The organism is Brevibacillus jepli (assembly GCF_047229145.1).
Lineage (GTDB): Bacteria > Bacillota > Bacilli > Brevibacillales > Brevibacillaceae > Brevibacillus.
The window spans coordinates 59,808-84,879 of record NZ_JBFEFW010000024.1 but is presented as its reverse complement, the minus strand read 5'-3'; the positions used below and the strand labels follow the sequence as shown (position 1 = coordinate 84,879).

Below are 25,072 nucleotides of genomic sequence, written 5' to 3'. Positions count from 1 at the left end.
GCTTATACGGGTCGGTTGCGCAGAAAGTTCTCATAGGCAAACCCGCGAACTTCCTCTTCTTTATAATGCTTGAGCAGCTCGTTGATCAGGTTTTGACTCTGACCCGCATGCTCCAAGCCCACGACCTTTGCCGTAATGCCGTCGAAGTCAGAGCCTAGTCCGATATGACGTACCCCACCGAGTGAACAAAAATGATCGATGTGCTTGATCAAATCATCTATCGTGGTCGGTGTCGTTTCATTGATAAACTGGGTACAGTAGACGACGTGTACATTCGCGCCTTTGGCAAATAACGCTTTTGCCTGTTCATCCGTCAGGTTGCGTGGATGGTCGCAGATCGCACGTGCATTGGAATGACTTGCGATCGGGTATGTGGCGAGCTCTATCGTATCCCAGAAGCTGCCCTCTCCTAGATGCGAGACATCCGTCAGCATTTTATGTTCATTGTGGAACTGGATGATTTCCTTGCCAAATGTCGTCAGTCCGGCATTCCTCGGTTCCAGCGCACCGTCTGCCGCGAGATTCGCGAAGTTCCAGGTGAGGCCCACAGAGCGAACGCCCAGCTGATACAAAATGTGCAGCTTCTTCAAATCGTTGCCGATTGGCTCTACACCCTCCAATGTCAAAAGCGCCCCGATTTCTCCCTCTTGCAAATGATCGAGATCGCTCCAATCACGGATTTGTTTCATTTCGGGATGTTTTCCGAGAACCTCAGTATAAAAGTAATGAATTTGATCCAAGGCTTTCTGAAAACGTTGCTCCGTGGACAATTCATTTGATGTCCAGATGGCATAGCACTGCAGCTTTACCCCGCCATCGTGTAGCCGTTTCCTGTTGACGTCCAGCTCGTCCGCATCTGCAAAGGACAAAGCCCCATTTTTCTCCCAAATTTTCAGCAGTGCATCACAATGCAAATCGATAATCGGCATCTTGGCCATCTGTATCCATCCCTTGTACGCTATTTTCCTTTGAGAACTCTACCTATTCTGTTAATTTTAAGGTAATGTATTTTGGAGAGCGAATCCAATAAATAATTGCAATACGCATATTTAAAAATTCACATAATGGAGCCACTACTCATGAATATGGAGCAAATTGAAGCATTCATCTTTGTCGCCCTGACCGGGAGCTTCAGCAAAACGGCTGATTTGCTCTATCTGTCGCAGCCCACGGTCAGCATGCGGATCAAGGCACTCGAGACTTCTATGGGCTGCAAATTGTTTCAGCGCACGGGTCATACGATCTCACTCACAAAGGAGGGCGATCTGTTCCTACCCTATGCGAAAAGCATCATGCACATGCTGCAAGAGGGACAGCAAGCGATTCAGCGTTCACAAGGCGATGTAGAGGGCGAATTGACCATCTCTACTGTATTCGTCTCCGCCTTTTACATTTTGCCCGACCTCGTTCAGCAATTTCAGGAGCTGTACCCAAAAATCAAGCTGACGATCCTCACCGGGCATTCCCATCAGGTGCTCGATATGGTTCTCAACCACGAGGTGTCCTTCGGAATTGCTCGGGCCGTTACCCATCCGCAGATTAACCGGATTCAACTGATGCCGGATGACATGGTATTAGCTATTTATCCCGACCATCCGTTTGCCTTCCGCCATCAGGTCACCATCGAGGAAGTCGCACGAGAACGACTGATCTTGTTCAATCGGGGCTCGCTCGACTGGAAGCTGATCAACAACGCATTCAGCCATTTTCAGCTACAAAACAATGTCGTCATGGAGGCTGACAACATCGAGGTCGTGAAGAGAATGGTCAAGCAAAAGCTTGGCATCGCGTTTTTGCCTCGTTTTGCGATCTCAAAAGACTTGAGTGAATGCGAGCTTCAGGAGGTAGACGTCCTGAATTTGCCGCAAATCAACCGAAACTTCGAGCTGATTTATCTCAAGGATACACCTGTTCACGGGATTATGCGTACGTTTATTGATTTTTTAATGCAGAGTAAGGCATTGCAGCAGTAGGAAAAAGGAAGTCATACGTGAGATTGTCAGGTTGATTTAGTCACTGCCTTTCTATCATAAAGAATAATACCTTTTAAAAAAGCTTTGCTGGCAGTGTTCTCATGCTGGCACGAAAGGACAATCATGGATCACGATTCGTTTCTTGCAAACGTCAAGCTTTTAGTAAAAATACATAAGGAAGGGCTCCTCGGAGGAGAGATCATGCCTGAAGATGCACTTCTTGGCATTGTCCCCGAAGAAGATCTGTTGGATACATTAACTTTAGGGATGTGCCTGAATTATCAACGAAATTCTTACACACTATGGCAGGCAGTAGCCAATGCCTATCAAGACGAACGCTCCCGTTGGGTGTTTTATCCACGAATCGTATCAAAGAGTAGTCTGGACGATCTACGCGAGGTGTTGCTACATTATCGCGTCGCCTTGCAACCCAATCGTCATCCGGAGATTTGGCAAAGGGTCGCCACAGGAATCGCGCGCTCGTCTGTAGCGGGAAATGTGCGTGGCTTGTTGGAGTCAGCCCACGATGACATTTCTCACCTCCAAAAGATCATGCAACAAACGCGCAAAGCCGATTTCCCATATTTATCCGGACCAAAAATCTTTCACTACTGGTTGTACGTCTTGGAGTCATATGCGGGAATCGTTTGGAAATCACGGGAGCTGATCACGATTGCTCCAGATACACACGTGATGAAAGCGACAGTACAATTAGGCTTATGTCCACCTGAAGTGTTGCAAGGCACCGCTAACGATCGCCAAACTGTAGCTGCGGCGTGGGAATCTGTTCTTGCTGGCAGTGACTTGGCACCGATTGATGTGCATACTCCTCTGTGGCTTTGGAGCCGAGCGGGTTTCCCGGCTTTGACCAGCTTATAAAAATGCTACGCATCAGGACAACTCGAACCGTTCTGATGCGTTTCATTACTAGGAAGCACTGATCCTCTCCCCTGCTTTTCTCGGCGCTCTCAATTTCGTACGAATAATAACCTCCGCCGTCACGACAAGTCCGATCATCGCTACATAGACGCCGATTGTGTAGCTGAGCTCATACGGCAGTCCTACCACCTTCTGCAAGATCAGCTTCACCAGATGAATCAGCATGTTGGTGAACAAGAAGACAAAACTCCTGACCATCCATTCCTTATGCTTGATCACTTGGCGCTTTTTAATTTTGACGAGCGCGGTAATGGTGATCACAGGCCAGATGATGTTCAATAGATGGAAGGGACAGCTCGCCACTTTCCCACCTGTTACATAAGGGGCCATATAACCGGATGTGACCACCACAACGAAAACACAAAAAAGATAAACATAGCCTGTTACTTTATGTAGCTTGCGGTTCTCTGCGAGCAGCTTGTCCGAAAAGTTAGCCACCCCACAGACCAGGGCAATTAGGGCAAAAAACAAATGGACATACATGACGTTTAGCCATATAGATGCGTTCATTCGTTCTTTGTTGTAATCAGATTTGTGACTGAGAAAACCTTTCGCCTCCGGGTCGATGATAAAGTTTTGCACGAGCGCATACGCAATGGCGATGCTGACAACGAAAATGACAATCGAATACGGTTTGATACGGTTCATCCTGTCACACAACCCTTTGTTCGATTTTAGAGACCGGACGGTTTGGTCTCTTTTGATTTTACATGAAAGCCTTCATCCGTATCCAAGAGAAATGTTACAATAACTTGGACGAATATAGACCGTGATGGCCTAACGAAAGGACTATTTCTATGCGTAAAGGCGAAAGAACAAAGCTGCATATTATCCAGAAGTCAGCTGAGCTGTTTAATCAAAACGGCTATACAGGAACCTCCATGCAAGACATCATGGACGCCACTGGGCTCACTAAAGGCGCACTCTACCGCGGCTTTACCAGCAAAGATGAAATTGCGATTGAAGCCTTCAAATATGCTTGTGAGGTATTGCATGAGCATTTTGTGGCCGCACTGAAAAATCAGGACACGGCAACTGCCAAAATTGTAGCCATGGTAAACGTCTATTCTGATGCCGTATACAATCCCCCGCTCCAAGGTGGATGCCCTCTCCTTAATACAGCCGTCGAAAGTGACCATTCCTTCCCGGTTCTTCGCGATTATGCTGTCGCCATTTATCTGGAAACGTTAACGTTTATGCAAAACGTCCTGAAAGAAGGAGTTGCCCAAGGGGAGTTTCGTGCCGATATGGATGCAGAAGCAGTTGCCTCGATTATCTTTTCTTCCATCGAAGGGGCCATTATGGCTAGCAGACTCACCCGCGATAACAAGCATGTTCATTTTGCGATTAACCATGTTGAACGGCTGTTACAGACATTTCAGTCATAGCAATTGGCAAGGGAACAGAAAAGAGCAGTCGCACAGGATGTAATCCCCTGTCTGGCTGCTCTTTTTTCCGTAAACTTCTCTATCAGATTTCATTTGATATAGTGTACTTTTTCATGTCCAAGCAACGCTTCCAGCACTTGCTGTACCTTCACGCCAGTCTCAAACGTAACCAGTCTGGCATCCCCACCGTTCAGCGCAATGGACAGCTCATCCAACAACAGCGAGAGACGGTCTTGCTGTGGAACTTCAGCAGGAACGAGTGCTTCCCCGTGACCACCGACAAACAGATTGCTCCAGTTCACGACACTCAATGTCCCTTTTGACCCGTATACGCGATAATCCAAATGCTCTTGATGTGCTATTCCTGCCAAACCATTGATCGTGACCGGAGTTCCATTTGTCAGACGCAGGAAGGCTGACACACCTGTCTCGCATAGGTCATGATCTGCTGGATACTCTACCTCTGAGCGAACCACGTGCAAGTCGCCGAAGAGCGCGTACGTCAGATGTGTGAAATGTGGCAATACCTCGCGAATGAAGCCGCCTTGCTCACGACCAGCCAGCCAAGGCGTTTGCTGCCACGGACGCGGCCACTGATGGAAATGCGTCACGATATCAATGCGGTGTACGTCCCCGATCTCTTCCAGTCTGCGGGAGACCTCAGGAAAAATGCCTTGATAGTAGAGCGGGAAGTTCATCGCATGGACAACCCCTGCGTCTTTTGCTGCTTCCAGCATTTCTTGTGCTTCTGTCAAGGAATTGGCCAACGGCTTTTCGCAGAGCAAGTGCTTTTTGTGCGCTAGTACATCCAGTGCGATCTTGTGATGGAATTTAGGCGGGACAGCCAAATAGATGACGTCCAGCTCAACTTTTGTCAATAATTCCTTATAGTCTGTGTACCACTGCACATCGCCGGACTTTTGCGCGGCTTCCTGTGCTCTTTCGGCAGATACATCACTCACTGCGGCTACTCGAAATTTTTCGTGGGTGCGGATGGCGTTCATCATGCGCTCGCCCATGACACCTGCGCCAATAACCCCAACGTTCCATTTCACTTGGTCCATCTGCATTTCCTCGCTTCCTGGTGAATGTTCGTCTTCGTGCCTCTACCCCTTTCTCCATTTATCTGAACATTCCTCCTGAGTAGGTCAGATTGACAGCTGATTCTGCGCTTGCTTTTTGTTCCGTTTCTTCTCCATGTGGCTTGCTACAACTGTATACTGTGTTGCTACGACATTAAAAAAATTAGCGAGGGAACCGGTGTACCAACCATGTTCCCTCGCTTTTTATTTTTCCAACTGCTTTGTTACCCGATGTACAAGCCAAACGTTTTATCTCCGAACGAAACCGTCTCCATATCCGGCACTTTCGCAAAAGACACATCCGACACTAGCACATTCTCACGTAAAACATGATCAAATCTCTCCAACGCTGCTCGCAGCTCATCGTCCACATCCAGTGTGAGCACGACACGTTTATCGATAGGCAAATCCAGCTTTTTGCGCGCATCCTGAATGACGCGGATGACTTCACGAACCAAGCCTTCTTGCTCAAGCTCTTCGGTGAGTGTCGTATTCAAGGCTACATGGAGCTGATAGCCAGAAGCAGAAACGAAGCCTTGCTTCCCTTGCTTTTCCACGAGTAGCTCATCTAGCGTAAGCCGCACGCTCTCTCCTGCAGCCTCCAGATCCAAGAAGCCCTTGTCTACTGCTTCCTGTGCATCTGCTGCGTTTAGCTCTTTCAAATAAGCTTGGATTGGTCCGACGAGCTTTCCGTATTTCTTCCCTGCTACTTTCAAATTAAGCTTGAAATGATACGTGACGAAGCTGCTGTCGCTTTGCTCCACGCGGATACTTTTGACATTGATCTCGTCCTGGATGATGCCTGCAAAACGCTGTAGATGAAAGGACCGCTCCATGGATACGATCAGCTCGGACAGAGGCTGTCTGGTCTTGATACCGGTTTCGTTGCGGACATTTCTCGCCAGCTCCACAATTTGACGAGCCGTTTCCATGTCCTGCTCAAGGGTTTCGTCGATTGCATCAGTGTTCACCTTCGGATAGTCTGTCAAATGAACGCTGCCCTCTCCTCCCAGATTGCCGTACATATCTTCTGCGATCAGCGGTGCGTATGGTGCGATCATTTTCGCCAGCGTCAGCAGCACTTCCCGTAGTGTCTGGTAAGCAGATACTTTATCAGGCGACATCCCGCTGCTCCAGAAACGGTCCCGCGAACGACGGATGTACCAGTTGCTCAGCTCATCGACGAAGGCTTCGATATGCCCCGCCGGATTCATGAAATCGTAGGCTTCCAGACCTTTTACCACGTGCTGCAAGGTGGTATTCAAGCGAGACAGTATCCAACGATCCAATTCATTTACAGGTGACTTCTGTAGATGTTCTTCTGGCTTGAATTGATCGATCAAGGCGTACAACGAATAAAAAGCATGGGTGTTATGGATCGTATCGATCACTTTGTATTTCGCATCAGCCACGATCCGTTTGGAGAAGCGCTTGCTGCTCCACTGCGCACTGTCTGACAAGAGCGCCCACCGGAATGCATCCGCCCCGAATTCCTCGATCACCTCCCACGGATCGATCCCGTTTCCTTTGCTCTTGGACATCTTCTGACCGTGTTCATCCAGTACGTGCCCGGTTGAGATGACTCCCAGCCTGCTTTGCGGACGACGCGGTAGCCGGACATGGTTTTATAACGCCCGATAAAATCCTTGATGACCCGTCCGAGCACGTGACCGATATGCGGCTGTCCGTTTGCCGTCGGAGGTCCTTCGTAAAAGACGAAGTTTCGCTTTCCTAGTCGATTGTCCATCGATTTACGGAATGTGCCCTCCTGTTTCCACTGATTCAAAATGCGCAGCTCGCGTGCTCGTGCCTTTTCTTTTACGTCTACTTTTCTCATCATGTACACTCCTTCTTCTTTCGTTTGCGTAGAAGTGTAGGTACATAGAACGCAAAAAAATCCCGCCCCCTAAGGGACGAGATTTGATCTCGCGATACCACCCTTGTTCCGGACAGCTCATGCAATCATGATCTTCCGGCACCTCTACTACGTACCATCATACGCGTCCCTTGTAACGGTGGGATTCCGGGTCGGCTTACTCCATAAAGCTTCAGCCTTCCTTCTCGGAGAGGATTTTCGGCTAAGTCTTGAACGTTGGCTTTCAGCACCAGGGCCAACTCTCTGGGGAACAAGGGGATTAGCTTACTCTTTCTCGTCAATGAATTTGTTGGTGTTGGTTTAATTACTTTACTTTTTACACTGGTTTCAAAAAAATGTCAAGGTTATGCCGCGACGCGTTTCATACTGCGACGGCTTTCCACGCGCGACAGGAACAAGCTGAGAATGAGGATGATGGCTCCGAACAAATAAGGCGCGTTCAAATGCACACCATACAACGTACCCGCTACTGCTGGACCAAAAATATTCCCCAAACTCATATAGGCATTGTTCATCCCTGCCACAAAGCCTTGTTCATCACCGGCTCTCTTGGAGATCAACGTGTTGATCGCCGGACGCATAATCGACGTCAGGGTAAAGAAGACGACGGTCATAAACAGCATATACCAGAAATTCCCGGAGATCAGCATCAGAACCATGGCTACCGCAGACATGAAGAATGTCCAGTTAATCAGCATCTTCTCGCCAAAACGAGTGATCAGCTTACCAATCAGCGCAGCCTGCACAATCGTTCCTGCGAGTGCTCCCACTGTAATGATGATGGAAATATCACGAGGGGTATACGCATACTTCGCGTCTACAAACAGCGGGAAGATTACTTCAAAGTTAGCCAAGCCAAATGTCATCGTAAAGATCAACACAAGCATGATGAAGTACGACGATTGAAACGACTTACCCAGCTGTACGAAGATGTTTTCCTGCTTCTCTCTTCCGTTTCGTGCTGCGAGTTGTTTTTCCTTAGGCAGAGACTCTTGCAAGAAGAGCAGGGAGCCAATCGTTGCGACACCACCAACTGCGGCGGAAATGTAAAATGGCATGCGCAAGCCTAGCTCCGCCAGGAATCCACCAATACCAGGCCCGATAACAAATCCGAGCGACATTGCGGCCCCAAGCATCCCGAGCCCTTTTCCTCGCTTATCCTCTGTGGTGATATCCGCTACATAAGCCAGCATCGACGGAATCATCGCTGCAGCCCCGATCCCGCCGATCAAACGGGAAAGATAGAGCACCCATGTCTGTTCAGCCAAAGCAAAGACCAGATTGGAGATCGTAAACAAGACGAGTCCAGATACGATCATGATTTTGCGACCGTATTTATCGGACCATTCTCCCGCGATAGGGGAAAAGAGAAATTGTGTGACACCAAACGCCGCCACCAGGTAACCAGCTGTCTCTCCACCCGCGCCGAACTCTTTGAGAAATTCAGGCAAAATCGGAATAATCAAGCCAATTCCCAGCATGGCAATAAACATGTTGATCATCAGAAAGAGAATCGGTCGCTGACTATTCTCTTGCGTATTCATATTCATTTATCCAGTCCTATCCATGTTAGATTTTTCTCTTTAGCCTTGCAGCTTCGCTTTCACACTCTCAATGACCGTGCGCCAAATGGCAGGGTCAGTTGAAATCTTTTGTTTGAAGTTGCGGTACAGCTCCTTTTGCTTCTCTTCAAAATCAGGAGCGTCTGCTGCCGGCAAGCCTGCACGCGCAGTCGTAACCATTTCCTGCACTTCTGGTGAACGCGGTCCCCATACTCGTACTTCATAGCCATCCTGGTCGAGGAAAATAAAGATCGGGATCGCACGTGCTGTACCATTGGTCAGGTATTGATCCATCAGCTCCAGATTTTCGTCACGGATGAGAAAGCGCAATTCGATGTTGCCCTCCTCGGCCATTCGCTGAATGACAGGAACGCACAAGGAAGCATCTCCACACCAGTCTGCGGTCAGCACGACCCCTTTCCAATTGCGCTGGGAGAGCTCACCAAAGAACGCCAGATCCTCGTCAGTAAATGTGAGCTGATCATATACGCGGGACAGCTCTTCTTTGTTTACGTTCATGCTTTCTTTGTAGGCGGCAAAGCTCATTCCTTTTTCAAACCACATGTTCTGATTCACGTTAGACATAATACGTACTCCTCCTGTATGTTGAAAAATTATTGCTCCCAAATAGCGGAAGTTCCCAATCGATTGCGAATAGAAGAGCTTCTTGTTTTGCGGGCTTCCTTCCCTGACGTCTGTCTCATGGTGCTTGCTTTGGCAGTCAGGTCCATAAACCACTCTCTATCTCTTGTTGCGAGGGCGAGATCGATCAGATCATGCACGTGCTCTTCATCATCAAAAGAACCTACCGGAAGGCGTTCCATCCACTGTCTCGGAATCACAACCAGCTTGCCGATCGTCTCTTCGTTGTCGCATTGAACGACATAAACCTTTGCGGTACCTCGCAATGAATCATCTGTTTCGACGAAGCCTTGAACTAACTCGCCGAATTTGGTTTTGCCCAATACCCATTCTCCGACTTCCAACAACTCATCTCGATTCATTCTCGAGCACCTCCTAATTGTAACGGAAATTATTACAGTTTCCATGTTAAAAATTTGTAAGGTTACTGTTGCGAACTCTCCTGACAGCCTTGACGGATTTTATCTAATACGGTCTGGATCGTGATTTGTTCCAAATACTTCGTGAAGTACATCTCTGCTTCGGAAAAAATCTGATCCATGACTCCGTGCATATTCGCAGAAACCTGACAAGCTTCTTGCGGATCACCCGAACACCAGTGCGGCTTCAGTGTACCATTCGAGATCGAACGATGAATCTCGGCCAACGTGACCTCATTCGGGTCGCACGCAAGTATATAGCCGCCGCCAATTCCCTCTTTGGTCTTCACAAATCCGTTCTTACGCAGAATGCTCATGATTTTGCGAATTCGGGCTGGATTCGTACATACACTTTTTGCTATGAGCTCACTGCTTGCCATATGCTCCGGGATATGAGCCAACAAAGCCAAGCTGTGAACAGCTATGGTAAATTCACTATTCACGTCACAGACGGCCTCCTTGCGATGAGTACTGTAATAATAATTCGTACAGTTAGGAATGTCAACAATAGTAGTGGAGGGAAACTTTTTTAAAAGCCGGAGGTTCATTTTGCTATGGTCAGGGGGAAGCACAGGCACATGTTTTCCAGTCGCCTTTTTCCTCACTGCGTTCGGGAGGTCTCCTTCCAAACATGTACCTGTGCTTTTCGGACTGCTGATGCTTCGAGCGGGGCTTTTTAAAAATGAATATAGGACGAACGGAAAATGCGTTTTAGTATTGACTTTTTGCAGGCGCCTTCAGGATGATGCGATCTTCTTCCAGCTCTATTCGCAGCTTGCCATCTGCCTGGATCGCCTGGAGGTACTCCATTGGGATCTGCAGCCTCCCTGCCTGATCGAGCACCGCCAATTCCTCATGCGTATCGGCACGAGCTTCCTCATCCCAAGCCTCGGAGGTGTCTTCCTCTGTCCCTTTTCGCCGCAACAGCTCGCTGGACGTTTTCCCGTCCCGAATCGCTACGACGCGATCCACTTTGCGCGCCAGCTCCAAATCGTGAGTGACGATGACGACCGTTAGCCCGAATGAACGATTCAGCTCTTGAAACAAATCAAGGATCATGGCTGCCGTTCGCGTGTCTACACTGCCAGTCGGTTCATCTGCCAAAAGCAGCTTGGGCTCGTTCGCCAAAGCGATGGCAATGGCTACCCGCTGCTGCTCCCCGCCGGACAGTTCGCTGAGCTTGTTCTTTTTTCGGTGGCCCAGCCCCACCAGCTCCAACAGCTCGTGTGCGCGCTCTCTTTTTCGTTTGCCCCGCAAAAGCATCGGCATCTCCACATTTTGCAGAGCGGACAAATAGGGGATCAGATTGCGGGCGTTGTTCTGCCAAACAAAGCCTACCGTCTGCAATCGATATTGAACCAGCTCGGAGGTCGTCAAACGAAACAAGTCAGCTCCTCCGACGGAAAGCTTTCCTGCCGAGGGACGGTCCAGTCCCCCCAGCATGTTCAGAAGCGTTGATTTGCCGCTCCCACTGTTCCCAATAATGCCCATCAGCTCTCCTGTCTCAACACGCAGATCCAGCCCTTGCAGCGCGACCACTTCCAGATCATTTGCCTTATAGATTTTGACCAAATTCTCGCATACGATCATCTGATTAGTCCTCCCCCAGCTTCACGGCTTGATGGATCTGCATCCGTGACAGCAGAATACCGACGATCCCGATTCCGATGACCAGTGTCGCAGCAATGAACGTATAAATGATTTGTTCATCCTGCGGCATGGAAATGACAGTAAAGGGAGGAACTTGCTTATCGGCGTGCAAATAGAGACTGAGCGCAGGTAAAAACAGACTGTTTGCCAGCTTGCCCGCAGCCATTCCAATCACAAAAGCAACGCCAAACGTCAAGAGCTGCTCCCAAGCGAGGATGGCAAGAAGTTGTCTTGATGGCATCCCCATCGCACGAAACACACCGTATTGCAATTTTCTTGCCCCAAGTGTAAGCACCCAGTACATCAGGTAGCCAATAAAGGTGACCAGCATGGACAACAGGAACCCTAGCGTCAGTGATCCGTTCAGCCCCAAGTAAAATGCGCTGTTTTTCACCTGAATGACTTGCTGTTTGGCATTTTCCAGCCAATAGAGCTCTACTCCCGATTGTTCCAGCCCCTTGTACAGCGATTCGGAAGATGATCCCTCTTTCATTTTGATCCAAACCTGATACGGCTCCATGTGAATCTTGTCTTGTATGAACGGTAGATTGGCGACTGCCAAATACTGTTCTTCCGTACTGCTTCCATATGTGCTTTTAACAGGCGTCGGATTCCATCCCGGCCAGTAGTCGACGATGGCATACACAATCATTTCAACCCTGCGCGTATCTCCCCAACCGACAACGATGGTTTGTCCCTCTATCACATTCAGCTTGTCAGCGAGGGTACGAGAAAGCAATAGGGCACGAGGTTCTTTTGCCAGCAAATTCAAATACTCATGAAAGTGATGCGACAGCAAGCCAGTCTTCATCCAAGCTGTCTGCGCGAACTCGTTAGGATCGATCCCCATCAAGGTGATGTCCTTCACAGGATCGCCTCGAAAAGAGGCCTCCGCTAGTCCGTTTACATACACTTTTGCTGCATGCTCTACCTCAGGCAGGCGACTGTACACACCAAAATCCGGCTCAATATACTGAATCGGAGGAGCTACAGGCTCTTTTTCCAATTCCATTATCTTTCCATCTTCTTCAATCACTGCTCGTCGATGAACGGTTACGATCGGCTTGTCGCTCTTCCACTCCGCCTGTAAACGAATATCCGCGCCGATTTGGTAACGGATTTTCTCCTCCGCATTTTGATTAATTGTCCGTGCCATACTTGCGCTGAACATCCCTACAGCAACCGTAATCGTCACAAACAGCATGAGAAAATGATATTGCCGTGGAGCCCTCCCTACCTGAACGAGCGTCGTATGCAGAGAAAGCGGGAAGAAGGAACGTCCTGCCCAAGACATCAGTCGTAGGAGCCACGGATACAATCGGAGAAGCAGAAGTCCAAAACCTAGAGAAAACAGAACCGGCACAAAAAAGAGAAGGAAATCGATCGACATGGCCGAAGCGCCTTCGGTCGTTTTTGCTGCGTTTTCAGCGGCATTTCGAAAGGAATACCAGCCATACCACGAGACCGCAAGCAACAGTACGTCGAGAAACAGCCGATGCCAAATGGCCTGCCCATTCATTCTCGCAATGCTTTGCTTGTGCGAAACGATATTTTGTCTGGTTGCCATAAAAACAGACAGCAAGAGGAGTGTGATGCAGGCGAGCACCGTCCACGCAGCATACACGAAAACTTCGCGGCTAATAGTGACATCCAAGCCTTTGCGATCGACGAATTCGAGAAAACCATTTGAGATGCCAAGTAACTTGCTGAGCTGTATCCCCACATATGGTCCGATCAGAAAAGCGCATAATCCCAGAATGGTAATCTCCATGAAATAAATGAAGAAAATCTGCATTCTGCTGGCTCCCCTGCTGCCCAACACTGCGATTTCCGTTCGCTGTCGTTCTACAATTAATCCCGATACCATGACGAGATAAAGACCCAGCATAATAAAGATGGGGATGTAGAGCGACCAGAGAATGGTTCTGAATTGCTTCTCTTGCTCACTGTACTTGCCCACGAGGCTAGCCGCGGGAAACTGAACGTTGATCTCCGCTTTTTTCAATCCGTGCTGCTGCAGCTTCCCTTCGATTCCGGATACGACTGATTTCAGCTTGTCTGTATCACTGATACGAAACGATTGGTAGTGAAGGGCCGTATACATCTGAGTTGCGATCACCAGATTTTTCTCTTCCAAAAACGATTTACGATAAATCCGTTCATCCAGTACGAAGCCATTGGAGTATTCACTGGCAGAAACAAACCAGTAAGGATCGTTACCCTCTTTTTCCTTGAACACGCCGACCGGCTTTACGAGCACCTTGAGTCCTTCTACTTCTTTCGTAGTCAGCTCATAGATATTGCCCAGCACCATTTTCCGATCCTTTAGCGCTTTTTCCGTTACCAGCGCTTCATATACGCCATCAACGGGGGTTGCTGCAGGTAGACGACCGTCGACAAGCGTCATGTGCTGCTCCAGAGCACTGAGAGAATAGAGTCGCGAACTCTCGATTGGACGTTTCGACTCCGTGTTTTGCTGGATGGTGCCCAATGGGATTGTCCGGAAAACGGTCACTTTTTCATAAACGGGTACATTTAGTGAATCAATTACTTCGTTTTGAAGGTGTGCTGCCATTTCATCAACGAGAGCCACACCATTTTTACCCAGCTTGTTTTGATTGACGGAGATTAGCAAACCACCGGGGAAACGCTTCACATTCTTTTGGTATTCCTCCATGTCCTTCGTCAGCATGCGCTGGAGTATGCCTGACGTGAATGCAGGAATACTGGATACCAATCCGACAGCGACGATCAGCCCGATCAGCAGGCTGCCGACCAGCCAGCGGTTATTCATCATTTTCCGCAAGATCATTTGCAGCATCGCCACGACACTGTCCCCCTATTCCAAAATAACCAGTTGGCCTGCCGAAAGACCTTTGCGAATCTCAACCTCCGTCTGGGTCATGATACCGGTCTCCACGTCGACTTCTTTTTTGCTAGTACCGTCCAGCACCCGAACGTACTTCCTGCCTGATATTTCATGGACGGCTTTTCTTGGTACAATCAGCGTCTGATCCTGCTTGTCCAAAATCACTTTAATGCTAACGCCTGTCCCAACTTCCAAGCCCTTCGGGGAAATTTTCGGTGCGATGAGCAAACTTCTCTGATACAGCCTTGTCATCTCCTCGGGTAAACCGGATGGGACATTCAAAGGTGTCTGGACCACTGTCCCCTCGCCATTTGCGTCATCCTTGCCCGTGAGAATGACGGACATCCCTTCTTTCACGTCTTTCAGAGCCTCACCATCGGGGGCGGTATACACGACGAACAGCTTGCTCGGATCGCCAAGTGTAACCAACTTTTGAAAAGCTTCTACCTCATCCCCCACCTGCTCGTTACTGACGAACAGCACGACTCCATCAAAAGGCGCGATCAGCTTGGTCTGTGCAAAGCGATTTTGCAAATTGGCCAGATCCATTTCTTTTTGTCTTACGTTCAGCCGGGCACGCTCCACCGCATACTCCCGCTGCTTGGGGTCCTGCAATTTCGCCAAGTCGAGCTTAGCCTTTTCCAATTCAATTTGGGAGAGCTTGGTCTCGTTTACCTTGGCGTGCATCTCCGCCTTCACAACATCCAGCTTGGCTGATTCGACTGCGTAGTGATTATCTTGCTCAGCCTCACGCAGCTCCAGCTTGGCCTTGTCCACTTCGTACTTGGCCGACTCAATTTGGCGCTCCAGGTCAGCGGCGTCCAATTCCGCGAGCACTTGTCCTTTTTTCACCTTATCGCCGCCCTGGACAGCAAAAGACTTCAGCCGAAGTCCTTTTGTCTCCGGGAATGAGAGCTCTGCCGTTTTCACGGTTGTGAAGGAAGCGTTTCCACTCACGCTTTTGACAATCGACCCTTGTACTACTTCCGCCACCTCGTATTTGATCGGGGACGGCTCTACCAACGGAGGTGCCAGGACCTCTTCTTCCTTGGGAAACAAGGAGCAACCCGTCAACATAAGGGATGCGGTCACGTACGCCAACATGATTTTTCTAGGCCTTGATACGGCCGTCCTCCAATTCATAAACATCGTCCGCCACCTCCATTACACCAGGATCATGCGTCGTCATGACTATGCTCATTTCACCATCATCCACCAGACGGCGAAACAAACGACTAATTTGCAGACCCGTTTTACTATCCAGCTCAGCTGTCGGCTCATCCGCCAACAGAAGGGTAGGTCTGCTCGCAATGGCTCTGGCAATCGCACAGCGCTGCTGTTCTCCTCCAGACATCTCAAATGGCCGATGATGTGACCTTTTAGACAGCCCTACGAAATCAAGCGATTCGTGAACACGCTTCTTCCATTCCGCAGCAGGGACCCCTGACAGCCGCAGTCCAAACTCAACATTTTCAGCAGCGGACATCAGCGGAAGCAAGCCAAACGACTGAAAGATAAATGCCATGTTCTTTTGCCTGATCATCGTTCGTTGATGATCCGATAGCTGACCGATTTCTCGTCCCTGAAAGTACACGCTTCCTGCTGTTGGACGATCGAGACCGCCCAGGAGGTTTAATAAGGTGGTTTTTCCTGAGCCGGATCTGCCTTTTAATACGAGCAGTTTCCCTGACTCTACGCGCATTTCTACGCCCGCAAGCGCTCTGACGGCAGTTGCCCCTCGGCCAAACGTGCGTTCTACGCTTTTTGTCTCTGCAATGAACGACAAAATGACACCCCCGAAATCTATCTGAAAAGTATGAGTTTTGTTAATAGTAACTGAAAAACAAGGCTATTTTTCATAAAGTTGAAATAAATTAATATAAACAGAAATAAATAACCTACACACAAAAGCGGCGTTCCCTCCTCTGTAGATTCTCGAGAAGTGATCGCCGCGTCGGTTCATCATATTCGGTGGTGTTTACAGTTCTTTTATAAAAAGAATTTCATCGCGGATCGGGATACCGTTGTCTGCGATGAGTGGGATTTCTGGTTTGATTTGGCGGGCCTTAGCCACAGCGTTTACATACAGCTCATGAAGCAGATAGCCTCTTTTTTGGTAAAAGCCCATGGCATGCAGGTTGTCATTGGTGGTGACGAGCTTCATGCGGTGGCAGCCTTTTTCTTTGGCGGTCTGCTCTACTTGATTGAGGAGGGCAGTCCCGATTCCTTTGTTTTCGATCACGCAGTCCAAGGAAATGATTTCACATTCGTTATTTTCGAGGACAAAAGTAATAAATCCGTTGATCCCACTGTCATCACCTTGCACAGCGTAACCATCCAGCGCATCGCATTGGAAAACACCACTGGAGATGACCATTTGCGGACTTCCCCAATGTTTAATAAAAAATTGTGTGACTACGTTTTTGTCCAGATCACTTGTTGAAATAATCTGCATGGCTTTCACCTCGATTACGAACGTACATCCAGCAGTACTTTTCCTGTACTCGCCCTGCTCTCCACCCACGCATGGGCGTCAGCTGCTTCTTCCAATGCAAAATGCTTGCCGATCTTGATGTCGAGCTGGCCATTCGCCAAATAATCCAAGACTTGCTTGGCTGTATCCTGCAAAAGATGTGGACGCAGCTTGCGTGTCGTCCCAAAGCTGAATCCCAATACAGAGCGGCAGCTGGCATGCAGGTCGATCGTCTTGATCTGACCGATTTCACCGCTGGCATTGCCGAAATGAACGAGACGACCGTACCACGCGAGACACTCGAGACTACGCTCGCTCACCGTTCCGGAAATGGAGTCCAAAATGACATCAGCTCCCGCCCCATCCGTCAGCTCACGTACCCTCTCCACAAAATCGTCGCGGTCATTGCAGATGACATGGTCCGCGCCGGCTGACAAGGCAATGCCTGCCTTCGCCTCACTTCCAACTGTACCAATGACACGTCCCGCTCCAAGCAGTTTGGCAACTTGGATCGCTGTCGTCCCGATTCCTCCCGCAGCTGCATGGATCAGTACCGTTTCCCCTTTGGCAATGCGAGCAACCTTCGCCAAGAGCTGATACGAAGTAAACGACACGACAGGGCAAGCCGCTGCTGTTTCCGTGCTGATTTGATCTGGCAGTGCAAAGGTCAGGCTCTCATCCGCTACGATATACTCTGCGTACGATCCGTTAGCCGGAAACGCGATGACACGTTGGCCCACCTTGAGATTCTGCACCTCCGAGCCCACTGCTTCAATGACTCCGGTCGCGTCGAGCCCCGGGATAAACGGCAGTTTAGCTGCTCCTTTTTTTCCGTACCTGGATTTGATATCGGCAAAATTGACGCTGGTCATCTCAACGCGGATCAGAACCTGCGCAGGTGACACAGATGGCATATCAACTTCCGTATATTTCATCGTTTCAGGACCGCCCAGCTCCGTTACCAAGATCGCTTTCATGAGAACCCTCCAGTTAAGATCGAAATGGAATGTCAGTTTTGCAGAATTGCCATGATCGCTGCTTTTTTCGCTTCGAACTCTTCGTCAGATAACGCAGGTGTAATCGCAGCCTGCGGAATGTCCACCAGCAGATCATGCCACGATTTGCAGCCTTGATAAGCCGCTTCAATCGGGATTTCTACCGGAACCTCCAATCGGTACGTCCGCACGAACAAAATGTGCAGCGGCTGTTTTTTCTTCCAATGCAGGCGTACATCTGCGAAATTGTCTGTCCAGATGTGGAAGGGAGAAAGCGCACGCAGCTTGGCGTCGTCCATCAGCTCGACATCGTCGGTTACTTCGGCAAAATACTCGATCGTCACCGTCTTCTTATCCATCGTCCAGCCTTCGAGGGTCGCGTCCAACAGGTGTTGGTAGTCTGGCTTTACCATGTCACGCTTCTGGTGCTCATAGGTCGGATACAAATAAAATTGATTGTTTTCCAAGCGGAATTCTCGTGTTTCTTCGTATAATCCACCCTTGCGGATCGTGATGATTTGCTCACCTTCTCCAAGTGCTTTGACGGCGACTGCCCATTCCTTCAAGCTAAGGGGGGATAGCGGCTGTACAATCGACTGCATGCAGCACGGCTCCCTTCTACTGTCAGAATCGTTTGATGACTTTAGTCTAGCTCAATTCCGTTTCGTTGAGAAGTCGTCTGCAACAGTTGGTCCACGTACTGCATAGCCCCTTGCAGTCGCTCGGCATAATTGCCCCGCAGAGTCACGTACGATATCCGACGCACATCCAGCATTTTGCGCAGCTTTTCATGATTGCGCAAGCGCACCTCTTCTTCTCCGTGCACGCGTAATCCATCATCTACCCACGCAACATCGGGCTCCAAGAACAGCCACAAATCATACTGCTGCTCCCCCGCAATCTGATCAAGAACAGGGAAGGTTTGCCCGGTGTACAGCTCTGAGTAAAACTGGGTGACAATCGCTTCGGTATCGATGAACAAGAGCTTGTTGGCTTTCCCCAGTGCTTCGTATTCTTTCATTTTGTGACCATACGCGATATGCGGAAAATACTCAGGTGTCAAAATCGTATCGCAGCCCCCGACCTCTTCGCAGATCGTTCGCCCGTACTCCTCGACAAACACCGTGTTGTATATTTTCGCGAGATAGCGTGTCATGGTAGATTTTCCGCAGCTCTCTGTTCCTACCACCACTACCTTTTTTACAAAATAGGGCTGAACCATGCTCGGGATGTGCTGCCAGTGAGCATAGACCCCTTCGTTTCGGATCTGGGTAGCGGAAATCGGCACTTGGCTGCGAGCTTCATCGAGAATGATGTGTTCTGCGTCCGGGTATAAGCGGCGAAAAATCGGATCGTAGGCGGACTCGGAGCTGAAGATCCGGTCTATTTTTTTGCCGATCTTGCGCTTGATGTCCGCAGCGCCCGCCTCCCAATCGTAGCTCTCGTCGCTGTCCGCCCAATCCTCTACCGCAAGCACCTGGACATTTTCCATATCCTTGACCAGCGTGGACAGCCATCTCAACCTCACTTCATAGGGGATCGGCTTGATTCCTGCCTCTTCACACAGCTTTCGGTCCCGAATTGGGCTGTGCGAAAGAACGACGTACAGCTCATCGCAGCGGCAGGCAGCCTGCGTAATCGCGTATACATGTCCCAGGTGTAGTGGCAAAAATTTGCCGCCAATGAAGCCTACGCTCCCCATGTCTGCTCCTCCTTTTGCTTGCGGTACTGCCGAATCCAGTTCATCAACCCGTAGATGGCATTCACCAAATAAGCGGACCACATGACCAGCATCGAGATATCGCTACCGTCTTTCAAAAACGCCACCAGCCACATGTAAATCGTGAACAAATCAATGATGATCCAGACAACCCATTGCTCGACCAAGCGCTTCACCATGAAAAGCATCGCGATGACCGAGAGAACTGCCGTCAAGGAATCGACAAAAGGCAAGGCTCCGCCCATTTGCTTCAGGACAAACCCATAGGCAATCGTTGCGATGATACAGAGAATGCTCCACACCATCCGCGCACGGTTGGACATAATGGTAATCTTGACGTCATTTTGTTTGACTTCCGACACGCGGTTTTTGCGCCACAGGTAGAGTCCAATAAATTGCATCGGCAAAAAATAGAGAAGATTCAGCATCACTTCGCCATAGTACTTTTGACCATATGCGACGAACGCATACAGGACAACATTGATGATACCAGGGTAGTAGCTCCACGTCTTTCCTTTGGCGACGAGCACGACACTCAGCATGCCTGTTAAGGACGCGATCAAGCCGATCAAGGTATCATCCAGTGCGAAATACAAATAGACGGTTACAAGCGTAAATGACACGAGCCATATTTTCTCAAACCAGTTCCAGTCTGCTAAAAAGCCGCTGCTTTTCGCATTCATGCGAATCTCTCCTTGAACGCCCGCAGGTTTTCCTGGCGCGCAGAATTGTCGTAGACAGCAAAAACGATGTGGTCAAAAAGCTGTGCATACTGTTCTTCGATCAAGACAGTCGCAAAGTAATCTGCTACGTCCTGTGTCCTGTTGCGGAAAACTCCACATCCGTACGCTCCGAGAATGATGGTCCGGTGGTTGTGAATGGCTGCTGTTCGCAATATTTTTCGAATGCGCTCCTTCATGACAGGGCCAATCTTTGCGATATTTTCAGGCTCTCGTTCGCGAACTACTCCAGCATTTACAGCAGGCGCCGTAATAAATGACAGGGGATATGGAGCGTCCAGAAGCTGATCGCTTTGATCGCGAATCACTGGCACCCGCGGTGAGTAAATCATGTAGTCGGAATAAAAGCATGTTTTCAGCTTACGATGGTAGGTGTACATTTCCTGCATTTGCACGATGCACGGATACAGCCCGGAGGAACGCGCCAAGCTCTCTTCCTGCGCCTGGCTTCCTCCGAGGAAGCCTCCGCCCGGATTTTTGGCTGAAGCAAAATTCAAGCATACGGCATCAGTTCGTTTCTCGTGTACGACGAGGCGCTTCGCTGCATCCAGACTGGATTCCGAGGTGACTTCGATCTTGGCACGCAGCTGTGCAGCAGTTGTTGGATGTGATGGCAGTTGCACAGTGTCTGCTGCCAAGTCATTTGGACGATACAGAACCGATTGGCTGATTGCAGCAGCTAGATCCTCCGTAATATTCTTCTGTTCCCCCGCTTTGTTTACATAGTAGCCTTGCTCTATGATTTGCAGCGTCTCTTGCGCGATTCGCACGCGTACGCTTCGATTGTGTCCTTGGTTCATTGTGATTTCCTCCCTTATAAAGGGCTATGTCTGATCCATCCATTCCGGGTTAAAACGGAAATACTTGGATGGTCGATGCCCTGCATGTTTTCGATATTGATTCGTTTCCAGAACTTTGTCCGCTACCTTCCTGCGAAAAGCGGCAGCCAACAGTTCACGTCCCAAAATCACTTCGTATACCTGCTGCAGATCGCTTAACGTGAACAGCTCTGGCATTAAGGCAAAGGCGATATCCGTGTATTCAATCTTGTTGCGCAATCGCTCCAGTGCGTATTGAATAATTTTGGCGTGATCAAATGCAATGTTGTTCGTCTCTACAATTTCGCGGGTCTCACGTACAGTACGGCCTGTTACTGTTTTCGTGATCTTAATGGTGGCAGACAGCTCTTCGCTTTCATGTACAAGGCGCAGCTCCAGCCATTTTTCGGTAATGGAACCCTCTTTTGTCGCCGTCTTCGTTTCTCTCAGCCACCTGTCCTCGATGCGGTACCACTCCGCTTCCTCTGCATCATCCCCAGCTTGCAGCTGTAAGGACGAGCTGTCTACCAAGGCCATGTACGACGTGCTGATGACCCATGTACGCGGGTCTCTGCCGGCATCTCCCCAGGTGTAGAGCTGTTCCAAATAAATGTCGTCGACGTTCGTTTCCGTCAGCAGCTCTCGCCTTGCAGCTTCCTCCAGGCTCTCCCCAAGTATGACAAAACCACCTGGCAAAGCCCATTGACCCATATACGGATGCTCACCGCGCTTCACGAGCAAGATTTTCAACGACTTGGGCGAAAGCTTGCGGTAGTTTTCCTCCAGCTCATCCATCACGGTGAATACCAGCATATCGACTGTCACAGACGGTCGCTCGAATTGGCTGACATCATAAGCCTCCAAGTACTCCTGTTCGGTTTGTCCCCGTTTATTTACATGTGATTTTTTGATCATCCAATCGCCTCTTTTAGCTGCCGATTTGTTGTTACTGTTTTGTTATTAACAAAATGTTATTATCAAGTTGTTGGTATCATATTACTCTTTCCTGTTTTTGGTGTCAACAAAGAATTAGAGTATGGTTTTTCTTAAAAAAGCTACGTAGAAGAAGCGCATTTCCAGTCCAAGCGCCTCTGGAGCCCACCCCAGCGTAGTAATAAATGGCGGGGAATTTCAGCTTCACCTATGGAATACCTCATCGAAACTTCTACGTTTGAAGCGCTCCCGCCATTTATTCCGAAGCGGACAGTCCCAACCCACAGCGGGGCGGAGGCCGAAGCGTAGACTGGAAATGCGCTTCTTCCCACCACCGAAGCCACTTGTTTAACCCAATGCAAAAAGCCCCCTGCCAGTTAATTAACTGACAAGAGGCTTCATACTATCTATTCGTTTTATTAAGCAGCACTTGGATCGGCTTTTACTGCGCGAACATAGTCGTCTGCTTTCTTTTTGTCAAACTGACCTTCCCAACGAGAGATCACGATTGCTGCAACCGCATTACCTACTACGTTTACAACGGTACGTGCCATATCCATCAGACGGTCTACACCAGCGATGAATGCCAGACCTTCGACCGGAAGTCCAACAGAGCCGAGCGTCGCCAACAATACCACGAACGATACGCCCGGTACACCAGCGATCCCTTTGGAAGTAACCATGAGCACGAGCATCAGGGTGATCTGCGTGCTGATTGGCATTTCAATTCCGTACATTTGTGCAATGAACAGAGCAGCCAGAGCTTGGTAAAGAGTGGAACCATCCAGGTTAAAGGAATAACCTGTCGGAATAACAAAGGACGTAATCGCCTTCGGACAGCCCATCTTCTCCATTTTAGTCATAATTCTAGGCAGTACCGTCTCAGAGCTGGATGTGGAATACGCCAAGAGCAGCTCGTCCTTCAATACGCGTAAAAGTGACGTGATTTTGACTCCGCCGATACGGGCACAAATTCCCAATACCACTAGGATGAAGAAAAGCATTGCAAAGTGAACCAAAATAACCAGTTTCCCTAATGGGATGAGCGATGACAGACCGAATTTGGAAACGGTAACACCAATCAACGCAAAAACACCAAATGGAGCGAAGCGCATGATGGTGTTTACGACCCAGAACATCGCATCCGCAACCCCATTGAAGAAGTTGAGAACGGGCCTTCCTTTTTCTCCGGCTGCTGCGACACCAAGTCCAAACAGAACGGAGAAGAAAATAATCGCTAACATGTCACCACGTGCGAGTGCATCAAACACATTCGTAGGAACAATATTGACGAATGTTTCTACCATTCCGTGTGCTTGTGTGGTTTCAGCCGTATCTACATACGAGTTGATATCGGTTTTGGTAAGAACCGTACGGTCCACACCGGCACCCGGTTGAAAAATATTGGCCGCTAACAGACCAACGATAATGGCGATCGTGGTAACGATTTCAAAATACAGAATCGTCTTACCACCGATCTTGCCCAGCTTCTTCATGTCCCCTACGCCTGCTACGCCCACAATAAGCGTGGCAACAACGATCGGAACGACAATCATTTTAATCAATCGGAGAAAAATATCACCGATAGGCTGTAAATAGGTCGCCACTGCTGGATTGCCATAAAAAATAGCACCCACCAGGATACCCAGAATGAGACCGATGACAATCTGCATCGCTAATCCAAACCGCTTCATTCTGACACCTCGCTATAAAAGATTAAGATGTGACTCTCAAGCGATATGCATATGAGCATCAAACTTGAGTGGTATATAGGTGAGCATCATATCATGACTTTTTGTGTTTTCCCCTTTTTTGTATTCTTTTCATTTCTTTATTTTTTCTGATAAACATTATCAAGTCGCGGTATGATGGGGCTCATTGTGTTCGCTTCTCTTAAAATGATAAAATAAGGTAAACCATTTTCAGCGATTTTTCATTCAGAATGGAGCGCAGACATGACGATTCGGAAAATGATCATCCTGCTACTCGTACTGGCAGTCGGGTTGTTTCTCTTGCCTTACTCCGTCCCCTTCCTGCTAGCACTGTTAACAGCAATTCTGGTAGAACCGCTCGTCTTGTTTCTCATCAAAAGGCTACGAATGAATCGGATGAGTGCGGTGATCGCATCCTTTTTCCTCTTTCTCATTACTTTTGGGATCGTACTGTACTGGATCGGTACGCAGATCGTGATTCAGGGCATCGATTTGGCCCAGCGATTACCAGCCTTTTCTCAGCATATTTTTGAGCTGGTCGAGTCTTATTTGATGAGCTGGGAAATTTACTATGCGTCTTTACCTGCCGAAGCCGTCTCGGAAATCCAAAGTGTCTTCGCCGGGCTTAAAAGCTGGGCTCTCAACTCAGCCTCGACGGTTGCCAAAGGCATTCTCGGTGTAGCAGCCATTGTTCCGGGCTTCTTGATCTCCACGATTATTTACTTGGTTGCCTTGTTTTTGATTAGTCTCGATTTGCCGAAATTACGTGCAGGGTTCATGAGAATGTTCACGGTGTCGGCTCGGGAAAAGGTCGAGGTGGTCATCTCTCAATTGAACCGCGCCACCGTTGGCTTTTTACGTGCCCAAATCATCCTGAGCCTGATGACGTTCACGCTGTCCTTTTTGGGATTGCTTATTTTACAGGTCAAGTATGCAGCCGTCATCTCGCTGTTGATTGTACTCGTCGATATTCTCCCGATATTGGGCGCAGGCTCGTTTCTCGTCCCTTGGGCCATCTACAACTTCTTGATGGGCAACTCTTATTTGGCAATCGGCCTGATCGTCATCTTCCTCGTGATAACGGTCGTACGCCGAATTATTGAGCCCAAAGTTCTCGCGTCCAATCTGGGAATTAGCGCATTAGCTGCTCTTGTCAGCTTGTTCCTCGGTTTTCAGGTAATGGGGTTTTTCGGGTTGATTCTTGGTCCAGCGCTCGTCATTATCTACGAAGCCTTGCGGAAAGCCGGATTTTTGAATTTCAAGATTGATTTTTGATCGAAA

The 25,072-nt window shown here is 49.0% G+C and carries 24 protein-coding genes, 1 pseudogene and 1 other annotated feature; of the genes and pseudogenes, 4 read left to right on the top strand and 21 right to left on the bottom strand.

Translation table 11 applies throughout. The features are described from left to right. Positions 1-2 precede the first annotated feature (2 nt). Complete coding sequence (locus tag AB1L17_RS22990) at positions 3-938, bottom strand: dipeptidase (protein WP_412846087.1); 936 nt, start codon at positions 936-938, stop codon at positions 3-5. 141 nt (positions 939-1,079) lie between these two features. Between AB1L17_RS22990 and AB1L17_RS22985 the strand changes: the two genes are divergently transcribed. After that, positions 1,080-1,973, top strand: a complete 894-nt coding sequence (locus AB1L17_RS22985) for a LysR substrate-binding domain-containing protein (protein WP_412846088.1) — start codon at positions 1,080-1,082, stop codon at positions 1,971-1,973. Positions 1,974-2,174: 201 nt separating this feature from the next. Continuing rightward, positions 2,175-2,852 (top strand): hypothetical protein, encoded by a 678-nt coding sequence (locus AB1L17_RS22980; protein ID WP_412846090.1) that lies wholly within the window; start codon positions 2,175-2,177, stop codon positions 2,850-2,852. Between the two features lie 48 nt (positions 2,853-2,900). Here AB1L17_RS22980 and AB1L17_RS22975 read toward each other — a convergent pair whose 3' ends face one another. Beyond that, on the bottom strand, positions 2,901-3,560 hold the full coding sequence (locus AB1L17_RS22975) for a DUF2306 domain-containing protein (RefSeq protein WP_412846091.1): 660 nt from the start codon (positions 3,558-3,560) through the stop codon (positions 2,901-2,903). A gap of 149 nt (positions 3,561-3,709) precedes the next feature. Here AB1L17_RS22975 and AB1L17_RS22970 point away from each other — a divergent pair, with 149 nt between their 5' ends. Continuing rightward, positions 3,710-4,300, top strand: a complete 591-nt coding sequence (locus tag AB1L17_RS22970) for a TetR/AcrR family transcriptional regulator (protein ID WP_412846092.1) — start codon at positions 3,710-3,712, stop codon at positions 4,298-4,300. Positions 4,301-4,389: 89 nt separating this feature from the next. Here the strand turns inward: AB1L17_RS22970 and AB1L17_RS22965 are convergent, their stop codons facing one another. The 19 genes and pseudogenes from AB1L17_RS22965 to AB1L17_RS22875 all read right to left on the bottom strand — a co-directional run bounded on the left by AB1L17_RS22965 (position 4,390) and on the right by AB1L17_RS22875 (position 23,773). Then, a complete protein-coding gene (locus tag AB1L17_RS22965) occupies positions 4,390-5,364 on the bottom strand; it encodes a Gfo/Idh/MocA family protein (RefSeq protein ID WP_412846093.1) in 975 nt (324 codons plus the stop codon). 242 nt (positions 5,365-5,606) lie between these two features. Further along, positions 5,607-6,965: pseudogene (locus AB1L17_RS22960) on the bottom strand (class I tRNA ligase family protein); the annotation flags it as partial. Beyond that, positions 6,881-7,129, bottom strand: a complete 249-nt coding sequence (locus AB1L17_RS22955; protein ID WP_412848889.1) for a class I tRNA ligase family protein — start codon at positions 7,127-7,129, stop codon at positions 6,881-6,883. The pseudogene AB1L17_RS22960 and the gene AB1L17_RS22955, both read right to left, overlap by 85 nt. Positions 7,130-7,288: 159 nt before the next feature. Further along, positions 7,289-7,548: a binding site (T-box leader), on the bottom strand. Between the two features lie 54 nt (positions 7,549-7,602). Beyond that, complete coding sequence (locus tag AB1L17_RS22950; RefSeq protein ID WP_412846095.1) at positions 7,603-8,808, bottom strand: MFS transporter; 1,206 nt, start codon at positions 8,806-8,808, stop codon at positions 7,603-7,605. 33 nt (positions 8,809-8,841) lie between these two features. Next, complete coding sequence (locus tag AB1L17_RS22945; RefSeq protein WP_412846096.1) at positions 8,842-9,405, bottom strand: thioredoxin family protein; 564 nt, start codon at positions 9,403-9,405, stop codon at positions 8,842-8,844. 29 nt (positions 9,406-9,434) lie between these two features. Then, the gene (locus AB1L17_RS22940) at positions 9,435-9,824 is read right to left on the bottom strand and encodes an IDEAL domain-containing protein (RefSeq protein ID WP_412846097.1); all 390 of its coding nucleotides are present in this window, start codon (positions 9,822-9,824) and stop codon (positions 9,435-9,437) included. A 62-nt stretch (positions 9,825-9,886) separates the two neighbouring features. Further along, the gene (locus AB1L17_RS22935) at positions 9,887-10,324 is read right to left on the bottom strand and encodes an RrF2 family transcriptional regulator (protein ID WP_412846098.1); all 438 of its coding nucleotides are present in this window, start codon (positions 10,322-10,324) and stop codon (positions 9,887-9,889) included. 268 nt (positions 10,325-10,592) lie between these two features. Then, on the bottom strand, positions 10,593-11,471 hold the full coding sequence (locus tag AB1L17_RS22930; RefSeq protein ID WP_412846099.1) for an ABC transporter ATP-binding protein: 879 nt from the start codon (positions 11,469-11,471) through the stop codon (positions 10,593-10,595). 4 nt (positions 11,472-11,475) lie between these two features. Continuing rightward, positions 11,476-14,352 (bottom strand): ABC transporter permease, encoded by a 2,877-nt coding sequence (locus AB1L17_RS22925; RefSeq protein ID WP_412846178.1) that lies wholly within the window; start codon positions 14,350-14,352, stop codon positions 11,476-11,478. An 18-nt stretch (positions 14,353-14,370) separates the two neighbouring features. Then, a complete protein-coding gene (locus tag AB1L17_RS22920; protein WP_412846100.1) occupies positions 14,371-15,549 on the bottom strand; it encodes an efflux RND transporter periplasmic adaptor subunit in 1,179 nt (392 codons plus the stop codon). Then, complete coding sequence (locus tag AB1L17_RS22915) at positions 15,512-16,186, bottom strand: ABC transporter ATP-binding protein (RefSeq protein WP_412846101.1); 675 nt, start codon at positions 16,184-16,186, stop codon at positions 15,512-15,514. Before AB1L17_RS22915 ends, AB1L17_RS22920 begins: the two co-directional genes overlap by 38 nt. A 192-nt stretch (positions 16,187-16,378) precedes the next feature. Continuing rightward, complete coding sequence (locus AB1L17_RS22910) at positions 16,379-16,855, bottom strand: GNAT family N-acetyltransferase (protein WP_412846102.1); 477 nt, start codon at positions 16,853-16,855, stop codon at positions 16,379-16,381. Between the two features lie 14 nt (positions 16,856-16,869). Further along, complete coding sequence (locus AB1L17_RS22905) at positions 16,870-17,850, bottom strand: quinone oxidoreductase family protein (RefSeq protein ID WP_412846103.1); 981 nt, start codon at positions 17,848-17,850, stop codon at positions 16,870-16,872. 32 nt (positions 17,851-17,882) lie between these two features. Continuing rightward, positions 17,883-18,470 carry a DUF1802 family protein gene (locus AB1L17_RS22900; protein ID WP_412846104.1) on the bottom strand — a complete coding sequence of 196 codons (588 nt, stop codon included), beginning with the start codon at positions 18,468-18,470 and terminating at the stop codon, positions 17,883-17,885. A 41-nt stretch (positions 18,471-18,511) separates the two neighbouring features. After that, positions 18,512-19,570 (bottom strand): multifunctional transcriptional regulator/nicotinamide-nucleotide adenylyltransferase/ribosylnicotinamide kinase NadR, encoded by a 1,059-nt coding sequence (gene nadR / locus AB1L17_RS22895; RefSeq protein ID WP_412846105.1) that lies wholly within the window; start codon positions 19,568-19,570, stop codon positions 18,512-18,514. Then, a complete protein-coding gene (pnuC, locus tag AB1L17_RS22890) occupies positions 19,558-20,271 on the bottom strand; it encodes a nicotinamide riboside transporter PnuC (RefSeq protein WP_412846106.1) in 714 nt (237 codons plus the stop codon). Before pnuC ends, nadR begins: the two co-directional genes overlap by 13 nt. Then, a complete protein-coding gene (locus AB1L17_RS22885) occupies positions 20,268-21,128 on the bottom strand; it encodes a TIGR02452 family protein (RefSeq protein ID WP_412846108.1) in 861 nt (286 codons plus the stop codon). The genes pnuC and AB1L17_RS22885 overlap by 4 nt, the downstream gene beginning before the upstream one ends. 24 nt (positions 21,129-21,152) lie before the next feature. Continuing rightward, positions 21,153-22,061 (bottom strand): NUDIX hydrolase, encoded by a 909-nt coding sequence (locus AB1L17_RS22880; protein ID WP_412846109.1) that lies wholly within the window; start codon positions 22,059-22,061, stop codon positions 21,153-21,155. Between the two features lie 437 nt (positions 22,062-22,498). Continuing rightward, positions 22,499-23,773: a cation:dicarboxylate symporter family transporter gene (locus tag AB1L17_RS22875; RefSeq protein ID WP_412846110.1), complete on the bottom strand. Its 1,275-nt coding sequence runs from the start codon at positions 23,771-23,773 to the stop codon at positions 22,499-22,501. Positions 23,774-24,034: 261 nt separating this feature from the next. Here AB1L17_RS22875 and ytvI point away from each other — a divergent pair, with 261 nt between their 5' ends. Continuing rightward, the gene (gene ytvI / locus AB1L17_RS22870) at positions 24,035-25,066 is read left to right on the top strand and encodes a sporulation integral membrane protein YtvI (RefSeq protein ID WP_412846111.1); all 1,032 of its coding nucleotides are present in this window, start codon (positions 24,035-24,037) and stop codon (positions 25,064-25,066) included. The last annotated feature ends 6 nt before the right edge of the window (positions 25,067-25,072 follow it).